17 protein-coding genes are annotated in these 19,022 nt (G+C 62.2%); 13 read left to right on the forward strand and 4 right to left on the reverse strand.

The window, feature by feature from the left end:
* The first annotated feature begins 147 nt into the window (after positions 1 to 147).
* Together NKJ55_RS14740 and NKJ55_RS14745 are read left to right on the forward strand one after the other, a co-directional pair.
* Entirely contained in the window at positions 148 to 864 is a 717-nt protein-coding gene (locus NKJ55_RS14740; protein WP_352450530.1) for a response regulator, read from the forward strand.
* Positions 861 to 2,270: an ATP-binding protein gene (locus NKJ55_RS14745; protein WP_352450531.1), complete on the forward strand. Its 1,410-nt coding sequence runs from the start codon at positions 861 to 863 to the stop codon at positions 2,268 to 2,270. Before NKJ55_RS14740 ends, NKJ55_RS14745 begins: the two co-directional genes overlap by 4 nt.
* Positions 2,271 to 2,507: 237 nt before the next feature.
* Here the strand turns inward: NKJ55_RS14745 and choV are convergent, their stop codons facing one another.
* The 3 genes from choV to NKJ55_RS14760 all read right to left on the reverse strand — a co-directional run bounded on the left by choV (position 2,508) and on the right by NKJ55_RS14760 (position 5,594).
* Complete coding sequence (gene choV, locus NKJ55_RS14750; RefSeq protein ID WP_352450532.1) at positions 2,508 to 3,689, reverse strand: choline ABC transporter ATP-binding protein; 1,182 nt, start codon at positions 3,687 to 3,689, stop codon at positions 2,508 to 2,510.
* Positions 3,686 to 4,540 (reverse strand): choline ABC transporter permease subunit, encoded by an 855-nt coding sequence (gene choW, locus NKJ55_RS14755; RefSeq protein WP_254819158.1) that lies wholly within the window; start codon positions 4,538 to 4,540, stop codon positions 3,686 to 3,688. The genes choV and choW overlap by 4 nt, the downstream gene beginning before the upstream one ends.
* A 118-nt stretch (positions 4,541 to 4,658) precedes the next feature.
* Positions 4,659 to 5,594: a choline ABC transporter substrate-binding protein gene (locus NKJ55_RS14760; RefSeq protein WP_352450533.1), complete on the reverse strand. Its 936-nt coding sequence runs from the start codon at positions 5,592 to 5,594 to the stop codon at positions 4,659 to 4,661.
* Between the two features lie 237 nt (positions 5,595 to 5,831).
* Here NKJ55_RS14760 and NKJ55_RS14765 point away from each other — a divergent pair, with 237 nt between their 5' ends.
* The 8 genes from NKJ55_RS14765 (at position 5,832) to NKJ55_RS14800 (ending at position 16,000) form a co-directional block, all read left to right on the forward strand.
* Positions 5,832 to 6,443, forward strand: a complete 612-nt coding sequence (locus NKJ55_RS14765) for a thymidine kinase (RefSeq protein ID WP_352450534.1) — start codon at positions 5,832 to 5,834, stop codon at positions 6,441 to 6,443.
* Between the two features lie 127 nt (positions 6,444 to 6,570).
* Entirely contained in the window at positions 6,571 to 6,960 is a 390-nt protein-coding gene (locus tag NKJ55_RS14770; protein ID WP_352450535.1) for a c-type cytochrome, read from the forward strand.
* A 216-nt stretch (positions 6,961 to 7,176) separates the two neighbouring features.
* On the forward strand, positions 7,177 to 8,265 hold the full coding sequence (locus NKJ55_RS14775) for a hypothetical protein (RefSeq protein ID WP_352450536.1): 1,089 nt from the start codon (positions 7,177 to 7,179) through the stop codon (positions 8,263 to 8,265).
* Between the two features lie 35 nt (positions 8,266 to 8,300).
* Positions 8,301 to 9,446 carry a hypothetical protein gene (locus NKJ55_RS14780; protein WP_352450537.1) on the forward strand — a complete coding sequence of 382 codons (1,146 nt, stop codon included), beginning with the start codon at positions 8,301 to 8,303 and terminating at the stop codon, positions 9,444 to 9,446.
* Between the two features lie 24 nt (positions 9,447 to 9,470).
* Complete coding sequence (locus tag NKJ55_RS14785; protein WP_352450538.1) at positions 9,471 to 11,381, forward strand: AAA family ATPase; 1,911 nt, start codon at positions 9,471 to 9,473, stop codon at positions 11,379 to 11,381.
* Positions 11,382 to 11,579: 198 nt separating this feature from the next.
* A complete protein-coding gene (locus tag NKJ55_RS14790) occupies positions 11,580 to 12,878 on the forward strand; it encodes a DUF6638 family protein (RefSeq protein ID WP_352450539.1) in 1,299 nt (432 codons plus the stop codon).
* A 14-nt stretch (positions 12,879 to 12,892) separates the two neighbouring features.
* Positions 12,893 to 14,017 (forward strand): DUF2333 family protein, encoded by a 1,125-nt coding sequence (locus NKJ55_RS14795; RefSeq protein WP_352450540.1) that lies wholly within the window; start codon positions 12,893 to 12,895, stop codon positions 14,015 to 14,017.
* 303 nt (positions 14,018 to 14,320) lie between these two features.
* Positions 14,321 to 16,000: a formate--tetrahydrofolate ligase gene (locus NKJ55_RS14800; protein WP_352450541.1), complete on the forward strand. Its 1,680-nt coding sequence runs from the start codon at positions 14,321 to 14,323 to the stop codon at positions 15,998 to 16,000.
* A 78-nt stretch (positions 16,001 to 16,078) separates the two neighbouring features.
* Here the strand turns inward: NKJ55_RS14800 and NKJ55_RS14805 are convergent, their stop codons facing one another.
* Positions 16,079 to 16,726: a cysteine hydrolase family protein gene (locus tag NKJ55_RS14805; RefSeq protein ID WP_352450542.1), complete on the reverse strand. Its 648-nt coding sequence runs from the start codon at positions 16,724 to 16,726 to the stop codon at positions 16,079 to 16,081.
* Positions 16,727 to 16,854: 128 nt separating this feature from the next.
* Here NKJ55_RS14805 and NKJ55_RS14810 point away from each other — a divergent pair, with 128 nt between their 5' ends.
* From NKJ55_RS14810 to NKJ55_RS14820, 3 genes are all read left to right on the forward strand, one after another.
* Positions 16,855 to 17,844 (forward strand): helix-turn-helix domain-containing protein, encoded by a 990-nt coding sequence (locus NKJ55_RS14810; protein WP_254819147.1) that lies wholly within the window; start codon positions 16,855 to 16,857, stop codon positions 17,842 to 17,844.
* A 187-nt stretch (positions 17,845 to 18,031) separates the two neighbouring features.
* Positions 18,032 to 18,511 (forward strand): type II RES/Xre toxin-antitoxin system antitoxin, encoded by a 480-nt coding sequence (gene parS, locus NKJ55_RS14815; RefSeq protein ID WP_352638288.1) that lies wholly within the window; start codon positions 18,032 to 18,034, stop codon positions 18,509 to 18,511.
* Positions 18,508 to 19,017, forward strand: coding sequence for an RES family NAD+ phosphorylase (locus tag NKJ55_RS14820; protein WP_352450543.1), 510 nt, complete (start codon positions 18,508 to 18,510; stop codon positions 19,015 to 19,017). The genes parS and NKJ55_RS14820 overlap by 4 nt, the downstream gene beginning before the upstream one ends.
* The last annotated feature ends 5 nt before the right edge of the window (positions 19,018 to 19,022 follow it).

The following is a 19,022-nucleotide window of genomic DNA, read 5'->3' on the forward strand; positions in this document are numbered from 1 at the left end:
TCCGGATTGTAGAATTTTGTTTCTGGATTGTTTCTGGGCAGCCCGGATCGGGCAGCCGATCTCCACTGGCCAACTTATGGCCTGAATTCTATCGTCTGGCTGACGGCCGAAGCAGCGCTTGGGCGATCCACAAATGACAGGTTCCCGGTGAAATCCGACCCCCACATACTGATCGTCGACGACGACAAGGGCATTCGCGACCTCCTTCAGGAATTTTTCCAGAAGCGAGGGCTGCATACATCGATCGCCGCCGACGGCACCGAGATGGAGACCATCCTGCGCCGCGCCCAGGTCGACCTGATTGTCCTGGACGTCATGCTGCCCGGCAAGAGCGGGCTGGAGCTCTGCCGCGAGTTGCGCGCCAATTATTCGACGCCGATCATCATGCTGACCGCGGTTACCGAAACTACCGACCGCGTGGTTGGCCTAGAGATGGGCGCCGACGACTACGTGCCGAAACCCTTCGATCCGCGCGAGTTGCTCGCACGCATTCGTGCCGTCTTGAGACGCAATGGCGCCGCCGAACCGCGACGCGCCGCCTCGCGGCAGATCTACCATTTCGCCGGCTGGACGATGGACTGTTCGCGCCGCCGGCTGATGGCGCCCGGCGACGTCAGGATCGAGCTGACGATGGCCGAATTCAATCTCCTGCAGACCTTCGTCAAGAGCGCGCAGCGCGTACTGAGCCGCGAGCAGCTGATCGAGCTGTCCGGCGGCGACAGCGGCTACAGCTTCGACCGCAGTGTCGACATTCTGGTCAGTCGGCTGCGGCGCAAGATGGAGGACGACCCGAAAACGCCGAAGCTGATCTTGACGGTGCGCAGCGGCGGCTACCAGTTCCTGCCTGAGACGACCGCCGAATGAGACGCATCCTGCCGCAAACGCTGCCGGTCTGGGTGCTGCTCATCGTCATCGCCGGCCTGCTGATCAGCCAGATCGCGACCCTCTACATCGTTTCGCGCGACCGTGCCGCCGCCAATGACGTCGTCGATCTCTACCGGCTGAACGACCGCGCCTTCTCGCTGGTACAGCTGATGCATGACGCCACCCCCGAACAGCGCAAGGCGACGGCCTCCGGCCTGTTCAACGCCACTTATGCGCTCACCGTTTCCAACACGCCCGCCGTTACTTCCTCGATAGCCGGCGACGACGAGCTGGCCGAATTGGAGGACATATTGGTCGGCCGGCTATCGAAGTTCGGCATCACCGACGCGCGGGTCCGCCGCGACCCGGCAACGCACGAAGCCGACGCTCCCGGCGGGACGGTCGCCGGTCCCGATATTGGCCAGGTCGAGCGCGACCTGCTGGTGCTGGCCGCCGATTTCGCCCAGAGCGACAAGCTGACGGCTTCGCTTCGCTTTGCCGACGGCCAATGGCTGAACTTCACCGAGCCGAACACGCCGGCCGGGCCGATACTGAGCTTCGATAGCCTGCCGCTCTATGCCTTGATCGCCGGGCTGGTGGTGGCTTCCTCGATCTGGTCGCTGCGCCGGCTGACGGCGCCCTACCGGATGATGGAGACCGCGGTGAAGCGGATCGGCGAGGACCTGAAGAGCCCGCCGATCGCCGAGAGCGGCAGCCGCGAGGTGCGTACCGCGGCAAAGGCGGTCAATGCCATGCAGGCAAGACTGCGCGCCTACGTCGAGGACCGCGAGCATCTTGCCGCCGCACTGGCGCACGACCTGCGCACGCCGCTGACCAGGATGCGGCTGCGCCTCGAACTGCTGAGGAATTCGACCGTGCGCGCCGCACTGGCGCACGACCTCGCCGACATCGAAGGCATTGCCAGCTCGGTCATCGACTTCGCCACTTTCGAGGTGACCGAGGAGAAGAGCGAGAGGGTCGATTTCTGGTCGCTGGTAGAATCGATCGCCGACGGCTTCGACGAGGTCTCCTTCGACAATGAGGACGCGCGCTCGCGCGGCCTGATCTGCGTCGCGCGGCCGGTCGCGCTACGGCGCTGTGTCACCAACCTCGTCCAGAACGCGGTGACCTATGGCAAGAGGGCGCATCTCAGCCTGCGTCAATCAGGCAAGACAATCACGCTGGCGATCCATGACGAGGGTCCGGGCATACCGCAAGCCGAGCTCGACGCCGTGTTCGGCTCGTTCGTGCGCCTGGAACAGTCGCGCAACCGTCAGACCGGCGGCCTCGGCCTCGGCTTGACCATCGCCCGCAACATCGCCCGTAGCGCCGGCGGCGAAGTCAGCCTGTCCAACCATCCCGATGGCGGCCTGATGACGGAGCTGCGCCTGCCGCTGGCGGTTTAGCTTGCGGTATCGGGCTAAACCGGCGTTCCTTCGCGCCCCCTCTGTTCTGCTGGACACCTCCTCCACAGGTGGGGAGATTGGCCGTCGTCGCCGATTTCGCCAATTACAAACGTTGGAATGTGAGAGCCGTCCGCGAAACCGCCGATCTCCCCCCAAGTGGGAGAGATGTCCGACAGGACAGAGGGGGCCGCGGCAGAACTCGGCATTTGGTCTTGGTTCTCTCCCCAAGGAGAAAAACTATCTTCGCAACACCGCGCTCAACACATCCCTGACGCCGATGGCGCCGACGAAGCGCGACTGCTCGTCGAATAGCGCGACGGGTGCGGTCTGCGAGCGATGCATGGCCAGCATCACGGTCTTCAGCGAGGTGCCGGGATTGGCCCAGAATACCTGAGCCGTCTCCTCCGGCTGGGCTTCGACATCGGCGCAGGACACCCAGACCGCCGGCTTGCCGTCGCGCTCGGCCGCCGCCACCAGCCCATGCTCGTCGATCTTGAAACGCGTCGTCCTGCGCCGGTCGAGCCACACCCAGCCGTTCTCGCCATGCTCGAGGTCGCGGCGGTCGCGCATGACGTTCCACGCGGTCAGCACCGAGAGCGGGTTCACATTGGCGATGAAGTCGCGGACATAGTCGTTGGCGGGCCGCAGCACGATGTCTTCCGGCGCGCCTGTTTGCACGATGCGCCCGCCTTCCATGATGGTGATATGGGTGCCGATCTTCAGCGCCTCCTCGAGGTCGTGGCTGACGAAGATGATGGTCTTCTTCAGCTCGGCCTGGAGCTGCAGCAACTCGTCCTGCAGCTTGGTCCGGATCAGCGGATCGAGCGCCGAGAACGGCTCGTCCATGAGCAGGATCGGCGCCTCGGTGGCAAAGGCGCGCGCCAGGCCGACGCGCTGCTGCATGCCGCCGGAAAGCTCATGCGCATATTTCTTCGACCACTGGTCGAGATGAACCAGCTTCAGTTGCCTGTTCACCCGCTCCTTGCGCTCGGCTTCGGGTACGCCGGCGAGCTCGAGGCCAAGGCCGACATTCTCCTCCACCGTGCGCCACGGCAGCAGGCCGAACTGCTGGAACACCATCGCCACCTGCTTCTGCCGCAGCCGCCGAAGCGTCGCCTCGTCGCAGGTGACGACGTCGACCGTACCGTCGCCGTCCTTGACCAGCACCTGGCCGCGCGAGACGACGTTCAGCCGGTTGACGGCTCTGAGCAGCGTCGATTTGCCGGAGCCGGAAAGCCCCATCAGCACCGAGATCTCGCCCTCGTTCACGGTGAGGCTGGCGCCGGCGCAGCCCAGCACGTTGCCGGTCTGTTCGAGGATCTCGGCGCGGGTGGCGCCGCTGTCGATCAGCGCCAGCGAGCCGGCCTGGTCGGCGCCGAAGACGATGTCGACATTCCTGAAATCGACGGCGACGGTCATTTCTTGCCTCCCACGCCGATGCGCGTCATCCGGTCGAGCACGATGGCGAGCACGACGATGGCCAGCCCTGCCTCAAGCCCGAGGTCGATCCTGCGCGAACCGAGCGCCCGGTTGATTTCCGTACCGAGGCCGCCGGCGCCGATCAGGGCGGCGAACACCACCATCGACAGCGACAGCATGATCGACTGGGTCAGCCCAGCCATGATGGTCGGCAGCGCCGAAGGCAGCTCGACCTTCCACAGCAGCTGGCGCTTGGTGGCGCCGAACGCCTCGCCCGCCTCGACGATCGATTTCGGCACTGAGGTGACGCCGAGATGGGTGAGCCGAACCGAGGTCGGGATGACGAAGATGATGGTGACGATCAGGCCGGGCGCGTTGCCGAGGCCGAACAGGGTCAGCACCGGGATCAGGTAGACGAAGGTCGGCAATGTCTGCATCAGGTCGAGCACCGGCAGCATGACGCGATACACCTTCGGCTTGTGCGCGGCCCAGATGCCGAGCGGCACGCCGATGGCCATCGACACGGCGGCGGCGGCGACCACTAGCACCAGCGTCTCCACCGTCTGCTTCCACAGGTTCTGGTTGAGGATGAATAGCAATCCGATGAATACCGCCAAAGCCAGGCCTTTCGAGCGCTGCAGGAAATAGGCGAGCAGAGCGATCAGCGCGATCAGCAGAACCGGCGGCAGCAACAGCAGCCCGTCGACGATGCCGTCGAGCAGGAAGTTGAGGCTGTTGGAAAAAGCCCTGAAGATGGTGTCGAAATTGTCGGTGAGAAAGCCGAAAAACGCCTTCCCCCATGCCCCGATGGGAATCTTGTAACTGACCAGGAATTTGGAGATCGGATCCATCTAGCCCCTCTTCTGCCGGCGCCGTCCTTCGCCGGACGGTCATCTTGTCACAGGATACGAAAAAGGGCAGCCATTTCTACCGTGGCTGCCCCTTGTCTCGTCATGCCAGATGGTCGGGTCAGCTTCCGAGCGCCGTTTTCACCGCAGCCGCCGCATCGCCGCCGTCGAAGGTGGTGACGCCGGCGATCCAGGGAGCGACCGCGTCCGGGTGCTTCTTCAGCCAGTCGGTCGCGACCGTATTGGCATCGCCGCCCTTCAGGATCGCGTCCATCATCTCGCCTTCCATGTCCAGGTTGAACTTCAGATTGGCGATGAACTTGCCGGCGTTCGGGCATTCGCTCATGTAACCCTTGCGTACATTGGTATGCACGGTGGCAGCACCAAAGCCGCTATCGCCCATCCCCTCGAGATAGGTGATCTTCATGGCGCCCATCACCGGATGCGGCGTCCAGCCGAGGAAGGCGATCCATTCATTGTTCTTCATCGACTGCTCGGCCTGGGTGAGCATGCCGGCCTCGGAAGATTCGACCAGTTCCAAGCCTTCGAGATTGGTCTTCGGATCCTTGATCATGTCGAGGATGATGCGGTTGCCGTCATTGCCGGCTTCAATGCCGTAGATCTTGCCGTCAAACTTGTCCTTGAACTTGCCGAGATCGGTCAGCGTCTTGACACCGGCATCGGCGACATAGGTCGGAACGACGATGCCGTAGCCGGCACCGCTGAGATTTTCGCTGACGGTCTCGACCGAGCCTTCGGCGGCATAGTCCTTGATGTCGTTGGTCATCGACGGCATCCAGTTTCCGAGAAACACGTCGAGGTCTTTGTTCTTCAGGGACGCATAGGTCACCGGCACCGAAAGCTGGATCACCTGCGGCTCGTAGCCGAGCGCCGTGAGCAGCACCGAGGCGACGCCGGTGGTCGCCTGGATGTCGGTCCAGCCGACATCGGACAGACGCACCGTCTTGCAGCTTTCCGGATCGCCGGCGAAGGCCCCAGTCGTGGATAGAAAAGCCGCCAGGCCGAGGCCGGCGACGAATGAACTCATACGCGACATGAAAATTCTCCCATTTCAGTTCTCGGTGAAGCGAAGCGACGGTTTTATCTCCGCCTTTGTTCCGTCAGCCAAACATCATTCTGCTGCGGTTTCAAGCACTAAGGCAATCACGAACAACGGCGCAGGCTGGCCGATCAGCGACACGCCCGCCGCTTTCCGGATGGAAGTCGCCTTTTCCCGGTGGAATGTAGGCGCTCCCCCTCCCCGCTTTGTTGCAACTCGGCTTAAAAGGACGGTATGGCCAAGCTGTACTTCCATTATGCGACGATGAATGCCGGCAAGACGACGATGCTGTTGCAGGCCTCGTACAATTACCGCGAGCGCGGCATGACGACGATGCTGTTCATCGCCGGCCACTACCGCAAGGGCGATACCGGGCTGATCTCGTCGCGCATCGGCCTGGAGACGGAAGCCGAGATTTTCCGCGACGGCGACGATCTGTTTGCCCGGGTCGCCGAGCATCACGACCACGCCACGGTCCATTGCGTCTTCATCGATGAGGCCCAGTTCCTCGAAGAGGAGCAAGTCTGGCAACTCGCCCGCATCGCCGACCGGCTGAACATCCCGGTCATGTGCTACGGCCTGCGCACCGATTTCCAGGGCAAGCTGTTTTCCGGATCGCGCACCCTGCTGGCAATCGCCGACGACCTGCGCGAGGTGCGCACCATCTGCCGTTGCGGCCGCAAGGCGACGATGGTGGTGCGCCTCGGCGCCGACGGCAAGGTGGCGAAACAGGGCGAACAGGTGGCGATCGGCAAGGATGTCTATGTCTCGCTCTGCCGCCGCCATTGGGAAGAGGAAATGGGTCGCGCCGTGCCCGACGATTTCATCGGCTTCACCAGAACCTGACCAGCGCTATTGCTTTCATCCGACCTCCCGGCCGACATTCGTTCGCCAATCGCGCCATCGTGCGGCGCTTGTTTAAGGCCTGCTTGCTATTTCAGAACCTCTCAGCCAGAGCCGTCGGGGAGTTCCCATGCTTCGAGCCATTTCGTCTGCCGCTGCTTTCCTCATCGCCGGCGCTCTTGCCGCGCATGCCGACGGCGATGCCGCTCTCGGCAAGAAAGTCTTCAACAGATGCGTGGCCTGTCATGAGGCAACGAGCGACCACGACAAGGTCGGCCCGCATCTGCTGGGTGTCGTCGGCCGCACCGCCGGCACCGCGGACAGTTATCTCAGCCGCTACTCGCAGGGGATGAAGGACGCCGGCGCCGCCGGCCTGGTCTGGGACGAAGCAAACCTCGCCGAATACCTGCGCGCGCCGCGGCAGAAGGTCCCTGGCAACAAAATGGCCTTCTCCGGCCTGACCAGCGACGACGACATCGCCAATGTCATCGCCTACCTCAAGGCCGATCCCAAGCCCTGAGCGTCGCTCCCCGACCTAAAGTCCAGCCGCGGTTGAAGCGGTGTCTGACCGGACGGCAGTTACACCGTAATCATTGCCTGACTATCCTGCGGTCGGCCTCCTGAAATTCTTTTGTTTTCCTGTAATCCCATGTCTTCCGTCTTTCATTCGCCAAACCCGGCACATATATTCGCGGCGGTTTGCGAAACGAAACCGATGCCGAAGCGGGAGGCCCCAATGGCGACATTGCAGAATTTCGACGCCGAGATTGCCAAGACCAAGCAGGTCGTTGAGGACATGCGCACCAAGATCGAGCAGTCCGGTACTGTGCTCGACACGCTCGCCACCGCCGACAAGAAGATCGGCGACGCCAATTTCGACATCGAGAATGCCCGCATCGAGGATGTGCTGAAGCAGCAGAAGGTGATGGAAGGCAATATCGCCGACCTGATTATCGGCCTCGAGGACGCCACCAACGTCTTCGGCGCCGAATTCGAGAGCATGAAGAACTACACCGGCTGGGAAAATTTCGTCGGTGTCTTCTCCAGCCAGCGCAAGCAGCGCCTGCGCACCGACCGCGTCCGCAACATGTCGCTGGCCGGCAATCTGCAGGAGCTGCTGGCGAAATCCGACACCATCGTCGGCATCCTCAAGGCGCAGAAGCAGGTTCTCGACACGCGCTACAAGACCTCCGAGGCCAGCCTGTCGCAGGTGATCGAGCGCCGCAAGACCACCATGTCCAATCTCGAGACCGTGCAGAAACGCATCGAAGAACTCAACCCGATGCTGCTCGACATCGAGAACAAGATCGCCGCCTCGACCAGCCAGAAGGAGCGCACGCAGCTGGAAGGCGAACGCTCGAAACTGGCCACGGAATACAACGAGAAGCAGGCCAAGGAGCAGGAATTGCTGGCCGAAAGCCAGACGCTGGAGCGCTACACCTCGATGTTCCAGACCTTCGTCGATTCGCTCAACAACCAGATCGCAGCGCAATCGACGCTGATCAACAAGCTGACCATCGATACCGAGCAGCGCATCGTGCTGTACAAGGCGCTGGAAGATTCGCTGAAGACCGCCGCCCAACAGGATGTCGCCCACAAGATCAACACGCTGGGCAGCCAGGTCGACAACACCGCCGAAGAGACCATGGCCGGCATTGGTGCCGCCTCGCAAAAGCACATCGGCGATCTGCTTGAAATGCACGAGAAGAACATGGTCGCCACCGCCGACATCCAGCGCCGCAAGAAGCTCGCCGACGATGCCTTCGCCCGCCGCTTCGACGATGTGATGAAGAAGCACAATTCGGCAAATTACGTGCAGTCGTAATTGCTGCACGTGCACTGCTCCCAAGGGCTGGCAGCATGACCCCCGAAAACGAAGCTGCGGCGCGTTATTTCTCGGCGATCGCGGCGGCACTTGGCGGCCTCGAAGTGTTCATGCGCGACGATCGCTCGCCGCTCTACCGGCACGGCATCGTCGCCAAGGTCGTCGCCGAATATATTGCGCGGCTCGACAAGTCGTTCTCGTGCTGGCGCAACCGGCTGGGCTTCACCGAGACGTTCCGCATCTCGCGCGCTGAAAGCGGTTTTCCGGTCTTGCAGAACCTGCTCGAACTGGAAAACGACCGTCTCCAGGCCGACGGCCGTCTCGCCGTCATCCCTTCGGCCAGCGAGCTGCGCGAGGAAATGGCCGACTTCATCCTGCGCCACAAGGAATTCCCCGAAGCGCTGCAGAAGTCGATGGCCGAGCGGCTTTACCTCGAGGATGTCAAGAGCGAGACCACCTTCGGCCCGTTCACGCTGGCGCAGACGGTCAAGGTGTCGGTCAATCCGAAGACGCTGCGGCCCTATTATCTGGTTCACTGGGCCTGCTTCGACGGCAGCGCCAACCTGCCGCTTGTGTATATGGTGACGGTTGAGGATTCCTCGGACGACATGATCCGGCAGCTTGTCGACTCCGGTGGCAAACTTAATGAGAGGGTCGACATTCCGCTGCCGGTCGACGGCTTGCTCAATCCCGAGCTTGCCCATCGTTTCGACGATTTCACAGAGAAGAATTCCGCCTACGCGCTGTCGCCGGCGACCATCGCGGTCAACCTCGACAAGGATTTCGAGCCGCTGCATCCCAAGCAGCTGGGTCGCGTCGTGCTCGGCCCGTTCTATTCTGCAGGGATTACCGACAACAATTCGACGGTGAGCGAAGTGCTGGCCAAGGTGCGCAAGCCGGAAAACGCCTGGCTGCTGACCTGGACCATCCAGGAGGTCTTTTCCAAGGCCGAAAAGCCAGGCCGCAAGGGGCTGTTTTCGAGCGAAAAGACGACGCAGGAATTCTTCATCAATACCGACGATCTCGAGGCCGCGCGGCAAGGCGTGTCGAGCTATGAGAACCATGCGCTGATTCCGCACGAGGCCTATCAGGCGCTCTATGCCGCCGGCGAGGCGCAGAAGATCTTTTCGGGCTACAAGGTCCACATCCTGTCCAAAGGGCAGGTCATCAGCGACGTCTGACCGTCAAATCGCGGAGCATCCTCCATGGACACCGGCCTGACCACCATCCCGGAAGCGGCAATTGAAAAGCACCGTGCCACTGCGCAAAGTTTCATCACTCGCATCGTCGTGCTGGAGGACCCATCGCGCGAGTCCGGCACCGCGCTTGCCGGCACCAACCGCCGCTTCGTCTCTACCGTCTCGGTCGGCTCGGTGCGCCGCACGCGCGAGGTCGAGCTCGCCAAAACCGTCGCCGCCGTCCATTCCGACGACCAGTTGCTGACCATCCCGCAGCACACGCTGTTGTTTCGCGCCCGGCGCGGCACAGCGATAGCGCTGGCCATATCGGATGTCTTCGCCGAGGGCTCGGACCTCGAAAGTCTGCAGGCGAAAAACGCCCGCTCGCCGCTCGAAGGCGATGAAGCTGCCACCTTCAAGAAGCTGCTGTCGGCCTCTGCCTACATCTCCGCCTTCAGCCTTGCCTCCTATTTGTTCCAGCTGATCGACAGCGACGGCGAGGCGCCGAACGACACGCCCGAACCGGACTTTCTGTTCGACACGCCACAGGATGCGGTGAAGTCGATCGTGGCCGGGCTCGACAGGGCGATAGCAGGTTCGAAGGACGATGCCGACCTGATGACCCGCGCCCGCGCCTTTGCCCGCGTCGCCATCGACGGGCTGCTGGCGCGAAAGGGCCGCTTCGACGGCATCGGTCCGTTCGAGAACGCGCATATCCGCATCGACGTCGACGATTTTACCCTTGACGGCTTCGACGTCGCGCCGGGTAAGCGGGCAAAGCCGCTGGTGATGACCTTCAAAAAACCGGAAGAGGTCGTCGGCAACCACATCGCCAAATACCAGTCAGTCAAGCTTGCCAAGATGCTAATGGCCTACGACTTCGAGCGCGAGCTGAACCCGTTCGTCGAGCTCGGCGGCTTCCTGTTCACCTTTATCGGCGATGGCGCGCCCGGCACCGGCAAGACAACCTTGATCCAGATGATCGCCGGTCTTCTCAATGGTTATTGCCAGGTCGCCGGCTATCCCTTCGCTTACGAGAATTTCGGCGTCGACCAGATCTCCTCCTACCAGGGCAAGTCGGGCCAGAACTGCCGACAGTTCATCAACAATGTGCTGAACCCGCGCGTCATCGGCTTCGGCACCATCGACGATATCGACCAGGTGGCGGCACGCCGGTCCGACGACCGCGCCTCGGCCGGCCAGCAGGAAATCACCGGCGTCCTGATGGACGCCTTTGGAGGTGCGGCGACCGTGGTGCGCGGCAATTGCTCGTTCGGCATGTTTTCCAACTATCCCGAGAACGTCGACGACGCATTGCGCCAGCGCGCCGGCGCGCGCTGGCTGGTCGATGGCCCGCAGAGCCGCGACGACTACATCGACATCTTCGTTCTGCTCGCCGGCAAGAACCACAAGATCCCGCTCGGCGAGCACAAGCTCTACGCTGCCCAGGAAATCCAGCGCGCGGTGATGGAAGCCTACGAGGAGCATGAAAAGCCGCAGGAAGACGGGCTGATGAAGGTCTATGAGCGCTACATGAAGGAGAATGGCGCGCCAAAGACGATGGCCGACATCGGCACCTATCTGCACTTGATCAAGGATGCCGAGCCGCGCTTTACCGGCCGCGCCATCAAGAACGTCACCGATGCCATCAAGATGCGCGCCATGGACATCGAATTGCCCGACGAGTGGTTCGAAAAGCCAGAAGCCTTCATGCACAAGGGTTACGACGACAAGAAAGCCATGATCGAGGAGCTGCGCGGGCCATTCTCGATGGACATGGTCATGCAGGAGATCAACCGCTACGCGGATTCCGAATTCCGCTATTCCGACAAGTCCGATGATGCGGCGGTGACCAAGATGATCCGCGACACCCGTCTGCGGGAGCGTGCCGTCCGCGAGATCGAGGGGTTGAAGAAAAAGGGGCTGTGGAATGCGTGAGATGCGCCGACGCCACCTTCTCCCCTTGTGGGAGAAGGTGGCGTCGAAGGCGACGGATGAGGGGTATTCGTCAAGCTGGAACACCCCTCATCCGACCGAGCTTCGCTCGGCCACCTTCTCCCACAAGGGGAGAAGGTGCGTTCGCGCCCCTCATCCGCCCTTCGGGCACCGTCTCCCCGTGAACGCGGAGAAGGAATAATGGCCAAGAAACCCGATCTGTTGCGCGACAACGAGCTGATCTACGGCCGGCTGCTGACGATCGACGAGCCGCACCTGATCCAGCGCTACAACAAGGCGATGGTCGCGTTCGGCTTGAAGCCGACCAAGTTGAGAAGCTTCGAGATCGACCGCACTGGCTTCTCGCCGCAGGTCGCCGAGGAATGCGGCGACTACAGCTACCTCGATCCGAACGAGGTCAACCGCCGCTTCATCATCCTGACGCCGTCGCAGATCGACCTGCCGGTGGTGCACACGGCGTTCTCCAACACCTCGCTGCTGATGTACGAGTTCATGTCCAAGAACCAGCGCGCCATCGATGCGCTGACGATCAAGGACGTCATCTACGGCGAGATCGAGGATTCGGTCCCCAAGGTCGACGACATCGAGGACCTGCTGTCGATCAACCAGGTCGAGTTCAAGGTGCTGTCGGCCGAGGATGTGCTCGGCAAGGCCGCCGAGCTCGGCAAGCTGGTCGACCGGCTGAAGCAGGAGCCGGATGCCTGGCGCGACAACGCCATGCTGGCCCACATGGTCGAGCTGGCGAAGGTCTGCGGCGACATCCGCGAGAATGCGCTGGTGCCGGACCAGGTGATCTTCCGTCACAATGCCTATTGGACCAGCCATTTCGGCGGGCTCTATGTGTTCGTCGATCCCGACGTGACGACGGTGATCAGCGACCCGGCAGCGCCCGGTTTCCGCCGCTCGCGGCCGTGGCAGGTGAGTTACCTTTCGATCCACGATGCCGACAAGGTGTTCAAGTTCCTCGCCTCGACCGGCCGCATCGAGCTGCCGCGCGCCTCATGGATCGAAACCTCCGGTTATCTCGAGCATCGCGCCGAAATGGTGGTGCGCGCGCTGATCCGCGACGCCGATCCCGACCGCAATCTGACCGACGTCGACAAGGTCTGGCTGCAGACCTGGATCCACGGCCATACCGATCTGATCACCAGGGACGGCAATTTTCCCTTCCTCAACGCCGCCAAGCGCGAGATCGCCCAGCTCGGCCATCTCAAGATCGAGGACGTGTTCCCGCAGCAGCGCTTCCTGGTCATCCGCGCCAAGCCGGACCATCCCGACGCCTGGCTGACCAACCAGCTGATCTCGGACTTCGTGCCGCAGGACTTCGTTTCGCGTTACGTCTTCAACAAGCCGGGCTTCTACAGGGACTATGAGGGCTTCAGCGACGCCTGGCGATCGCATGTTGTGGACGTTCTGAAAACCACATATCTGAAGGACAAGGTGGCGTTTCGCACACGCCTCTACGGCTTGACTGACTGAGGGGTGACATCGCCATGCTTGATCCGATCGTGAGTTTCTTCACCCGGATTTTCCAGTGGATTGGCCGCGGCATCGGCCTGCTCATCGGCGCGATCCTGTGGCCGTTCCTGTGGGCGGGGCGCTGGTACACGCAACGCGGCTGGATCCTGAAGGCGGTGCTCGGCCTGGCTGTGCTCGTGCTGATCGGTCTCTATGTCAACTTCTTCTACGCCACCCAGTGGTGGAACAATTTCGACCCGAATTACGTCGACAAATACACGTTCGAAAAACGCAACAGCTCCGCCGGTGAACAGGTTTCCGCCGGCGCCGGCACCGACACGGCCAAGACCTGCGGAAATTCAGCCATTGCCCAGGTTGCGGCCGACCTGACCGACTTCAACGTCAACCAGAATGCCTGGGTGTCGTCGATGATCCTTTACAAGCTCGGCCTGTTCGGCATCGACTGGGATCACACGCCGTTCATGGACAACAAGGCTTCGTTCCAGCGCGGCATCAACCAGGCGGTGCGGCGCACGGCGACCGAGCTTGCCGATAATCTCGGCCGCGTCCGCACCACCTCGCAGATCGACGCCGACCTGCAGGATGCCCGCGGCAATCTGCAGTTCGACGAGGAAACCTGGTATTTCGGCTTGAACCCGTTCGGCCCCAAGACGCCGACGCCGAGCTACTATCGCGACGCGGTGCGCAAGCTGCGTTCCTTCAACGCCCGCCTCGCAGCCTGCCAGGCGACGTTCGATGCCCGCGCCGACAATCTCAAGCAGTATATCGACCGCATCTCGTCCGACATCGGTTCGACCTCGGCGATCCTCAAGGAGCGTGCCGAAAACCACAATAATGGCTGGTTCGACACTCGCGCCGACGACCGCTTCTGGTTCGCCTATGGCCAGCTCTATGCCTATTACGGGCTGATGAAGGGCGCACAGGCCGACTTCGAGGACGTCATCAAGGAAAAGCACCTGCAGAACCTGTGGGATACGATGGACGCGCAGTTCGTCTCGGCACTGCGCATCCAGCCCTTCATCATCGCCAATGGCCGCGAGGACGGCTGGCTGTTGCCGACACATCTGACGACTATGGGCTTTTACATACTCAGGGTGCGCTCGAACATGGTCGAGATCAGCAACGTCCTGACGCAGTAGCGGATCGTCCCGCACAGCCGGCGCTGGTGAATTTGCGCCGTTGCTTCTGTCGCTTTTCGCGTATTACGCGGCTGTTTTGAGACGGCGGAACCGCGCCTGCTCTGGCTTCTATACGGCGCGGCAACCGGCGCGAAAAGAACCTGTAGCAGGGCAGCCGGCCGCAGAGGCATTTTCTTCGTAGGAAACATAGTTGCATGAAAGTTGACGCCGCGGCAGCGACAGGGGTAGAACATGCCCGCGCCTGCAATGCCGGGCTATTCTTGCGACCACACTAGTCAAGTCCAATTCAGAGGGAAGTCGTCCATGGCCGAAGTGAAGTCCGACATCGAGATCGCGCGCGGCGCCAGGAAGAAGCAGATCCAGGAGATCGGCCAGAAGATCGGCATTCCGAGCGAACATCTTCTGCCCTACGGCCACGACAAGGCGAAGATCTCGGCCGAGTTCATCAAGTCGGTGAAGGGCAACAAGGATGGCAAGCTGATCCTCGTCACCGCCATCAACCCGACACCGGCCGGCGAAGGCAAGACGACGACGACGGTGGGCTTGGGCGATGGCCTCAACCGCCTCGGCAAGAAGGCCATCGTCTGCGTCCGTGAGGCTTCGCTCGGACCGAATTTCGGCGTCAAGGGCGGTGCCGCCGGCGGTGGCTACGCGCAGGTCGTGCCGATGGAGGACATGAACCTCCACTTCACCGGCGATTTCCACGCCATCACCACCGCCCATAACTTGCTGTCGGCGCTGATCGACAACCACATCTACTGGGGCAACGAGCTCGGCATCGATACCCGCCGCGTCGTCTGGCGCCGCGTCATGGACATGAACGACCGGTCGCTGCGCGAGATCATCTGTTCGCTCGGCGGCGTCGCCAACGGTTTCCCGCGCGAGGCCGGTTTCGACATCACAGTCGCCTCGGAAGTCATGGCCATCCTGTGCCTGTCGAACGACCTGAAGGACCTGGAAAAGCGCCTCGGCGACATCATCGTCGCCTATCGCCGCGACAAGTCGGCCGTCTATGCCCGCGACCTCAAGGCCGACGGCGCCATGGCCGTACTCTTGAAGGATGCCATGCAGCCCAATCTCGTGCAGACGCTGGAGAACAACCCGGCTTTCGTCCATGGCGGCCCCTTCGCCAACATCGCGCATGGCTGCAACTCCGTCGTTGCCACGACGACGGCGCTGAAGCTTGCCGACTACGTCGTCACCGAAGCCGGTTTCGGCGCCGATCTCGGTGCCGAAAAGTTCTTCGACATCAAATGCCGCAAGGCCGGCCTGAGGCCCGCCGCGGCGGTCATCGTCGCCACGGTTCGCGCCATGAAGATGAATGGCGGCGTCAAGAAGGAGGACCTCGGCAAGGAGAACGTCGAGGCGGTCAAGAAGGGATGTGCGAATCTCGGCCGCCACATCGAGAACATCCGCCAGTTCGGTGTGCCGGCAGTGGTCGCCATCAACCATTTCTACTCCGATACCGAGGCCGAGGTCCAGGCGATGAAGGACTACGTCGCCTCGATGGGCGAAGAGGCGATCCTGTGCAAGCACTGGGCCCAGGGATCGGCCGGCATCGAGGAACTGGCCAAAAGAGTCGTGGCGTTGGCCGAATCCGGCGCGTCGCAATTCGCCCCGCTCTATCCCGACGCCATGCCGCTGTTCGAGAAGATCAACACCATCGTCCAGCGCATCTATCGCGGTTCCGAAGCGATCGCCGACAAATCGGTGCGCGACCAGCTCCACGCCTGGGAGCACGCCGGCTACGGTCATTTGCCGGTCTGCATGGCCAAGACGCAATATTCCTTCTCCACCGATCCGAATCTGCGCGGCGCGCCAACCGGCCACACCGTGCCGGTGCGCGAGGTCAGGCTGTCTGCCGGCGCCGGCTTCGTCGTCATCATCTGCGGCGAGGTGATGACCATGCCCGGCCTGCCCAAAGCGCCATCCTCGGAAAAGATTTTCCTGAACGAAATGGGCCAGGTCGAAGGCCTGTTTTAGGGATAATCAACGCTTGAACGGCAAAGGGCGCCGCAACGCTGCGGCGCCCTTTTTGGCGACTTCGCGACGAGCTCGTCCCTAAGCCGCGCTTCGCGCCAGCGCGCGCTGGTTGGAGGCATAGGGTGTGTCGTGCTGGGGTACCACGCCGGTCTTCAGGCAATCGATCCACTCGGCGGTCTTGAGAACGGCCGCGAAGCGCGACTGCAATACGATCGTCACCACGCGATGGATTTCCTCCCCCGAAGCGTAGCCGGCGCTGTTGGCGTACGGCAACGACCCCGTTGCGTCCGACAGGAACTCCACCTCGAAGCCCATATGCACGGCGTGGATGACCGTCGACAGATCGCAATTGTGCGTCATGTAGCCGATGACTGTGACCGTATCGATAGAGTTGGCGCGCAGCCACTCCTCGAGGTCCGTGCCGGTGAAGGCGCTGGGCAAGTTCTTTTCGATGTAGTGGTCGCGGTTTCGCCTAGCGATTTCCGGGTGCAACTCGGCGCCATGGCTGCCCTTGGCGAAGACCGGTGAGGTTTCCGGCGCCAACTGTTTGATGACCACCACCTTGACGCCTGCCTCGGTGGCCGCATCCATCGCTCGCGCCACATTGACGACGCTGTCGCGGAACGGCGGATGCTGGATGGCGAGGTTGCCGCCGTCATAGTCGTTTTGAACATCGATGACGATGAGGGCGCGGCGTGGAGCTTTGCCTTTGGCTGGTTGCGACATGGGGTTTTCCTTTCCCGTTGGACATTGATGGGCGGACGATAAGCTCGGCACCGGATTGCAAAAAGTGTCCCGATTGACATTATTCGAAAGAATTGGGACAATCGGCCTCACCCGTTGCTGGAGCTCCCATGACCGATCCTGCCGTTGCCGCCATCGCCTTCGATGGCATCAGCCCGTTTCATCTCTCCGTGCCGTGTCTCGTGTTCGGCGCGGATCGCACGGAGCTCGGCCTGCCGCGCTTCGACTTCCGGGTCTGCGCGATTGAGGACGGGCCGATCCGCACCGATGCCGGTCTGACCATCAGCGTCCCGCACGGGCTTTCCGCGCTCGATGACGCCGACATCGTCATCGTGCCAAGCTGGAAAGATCTCGGGAGCTCGCCTCCAGCGGCATTGATCGACGCGTTGCTTGGCGCGCACGAGCGCGGCGCGCTGATCGTCGGACTGTGCTTGGGAACGTTCGCTGTTGCGGCGACCGGACTGCTTTCGGGGCGGCGAGCGGCGACGCACTGGGCCTACGCGGATCAGCTGCAGGAACTCTATCCCGACATTCTCGTCGAACCGGAAGTGCTCTACATCGACAATGGCGATGTCGTGACATCCGCCGGCGTCGCCGCCGGGCTCGACTGCTGCCTGCACGTCGTACGGGCTCGTTACGGCGCGGAGGCGGCACTTCGCCTTGCCCGGCAGATTGTGCTTTCTCCGCACAGGCAGGGCGGGCAGGCGCAATTCATCGAACGTCCCATCGCCAGGACCGGCAATGCGGACCGCTTCACCCAGGCTCTCGAAGCGGTGCGCAAAACCCTGGGTGAGCCGCACAGTCTGGACAGCGTTGCCGGTCACGCCGGCCTCACCCGCCGGACGTTCACGCGCCGTTTCCAGAAAACGATCGGCACCAGTTTCGGCGACTGGCTGACCGACCAGCGCGTCCAGCTGGCGCAACGGCTGCTGGAAGCAACGGAAAAATCGATGGACACGGTTGCCTTCGAGGCCGGCTTCGGCAGCGCTACCTCGCTGCGCCAGCATTTCGCAGCGCGCCTCAGAACCTCGCCGGCGCAGTACCGGCGCGAATTCTCGAAGAGTGCTCAGGAGGAGCGCGTGGCGCACATGCCGAGGTGAAATTCGGCTCGCGCTAGATTCCAGGGCAATCGCTTCAGTGCCGACGTTGGACTGCCATCTGGCCCGAGTAGGCTATCTTTTCTCTCGAAGCGATTGCCCTGCTCTCGATCCTGTCGTGGTTGAAAGGCTCTGCGTCATCTGTCATATATTAAAGCGACAGATGACGCGAAGAGGGCTCGCCGTGGCGATGGCATTGGAAAAGGCTGCGCCAGCAGCAAAAAACAATGAACTTCAGAAGGTGGCGAAATTGCTAGGCGGCAGCCGCATTCTGGCAAGGCGCCTCAGCAGCGCTTTGGATGCCCACGAGTTGCTTCTGCACGGCCTGCCGGCTTCAGCGCTGGACCATCTTATCGGGCAACTCGTCTTCATCCAGAAGACCGATTCGCTGGAGAAGGCCGTCGGCATGAGCCTGCGCACCTACCAGCGCCGCAAGGATGCTCCGTCCAAGCCTCTCAGTCAGGACCAGAGCGGACGAACCTGGAAGTTCGCGGAGATCCTGTCGAAAGCTACCGACGTGTTCGGTTCGCAGGCGGAGGCAGAGCAATGGCTGGAGCGCCCGGCGATTGGGCTCGACCAGCGTCGTCCAATCGACCTTCTGGCGACGCCGGCGGGGATCGAGCTTGTAGAAGACTATCTGGAACGGCTTGAATATGGCGTTTATGCATGACGCCGCTGCCGGCGGCGCTTGGTGGCTCCGACCTCATCGGATGGCGCCTCGATCAAGCCGCGTTTGCGCCTACATGGGATAGTGGCGAGGGCGCATACAGGGTGGGCGGACGCTGGAACAGCAAGGGCGTGCGCGCCGTCTACTGCTCGATCGATCCGTCGACTGCGATCCTCGAGGTTGCGGTCCATAAGGGCTTCAGGGCGCTCGACACGATTGCGCATGTCATGACGGCAGCAATCGTCAGCGATGTCGCGGATGTGCATATCGTCGACCCCGCCGCCGTGCCCAACCCCAAGTGGTTGCGCCCGGGCATTCCGAGCTCCTGGCAACAGGCGTTTGGCGACGATCTTCTGCAACGGCACCGGTTCGTGGTGATTCCGAGCGCCGTATCGCAGCATAGCTGGAACCTGATCTTCGACGCGAGCCTCGCCAGAGGGGCATACGCCATGAAGACCCAGGAGGCGTTTGCGCTCGACACACGGTTGCATCCACCTCCAGCCAAGTGACATAG

The sequence above is a fragment of the Mesorhizobium sp. M0106 genome (assembly GCF_040322715.1).
Lineage (GTDB): Bacteria > Pseudomonadota > Alphaproteobacteria > Rhizobiales > Rhizobiaceae > Mesorhizobium.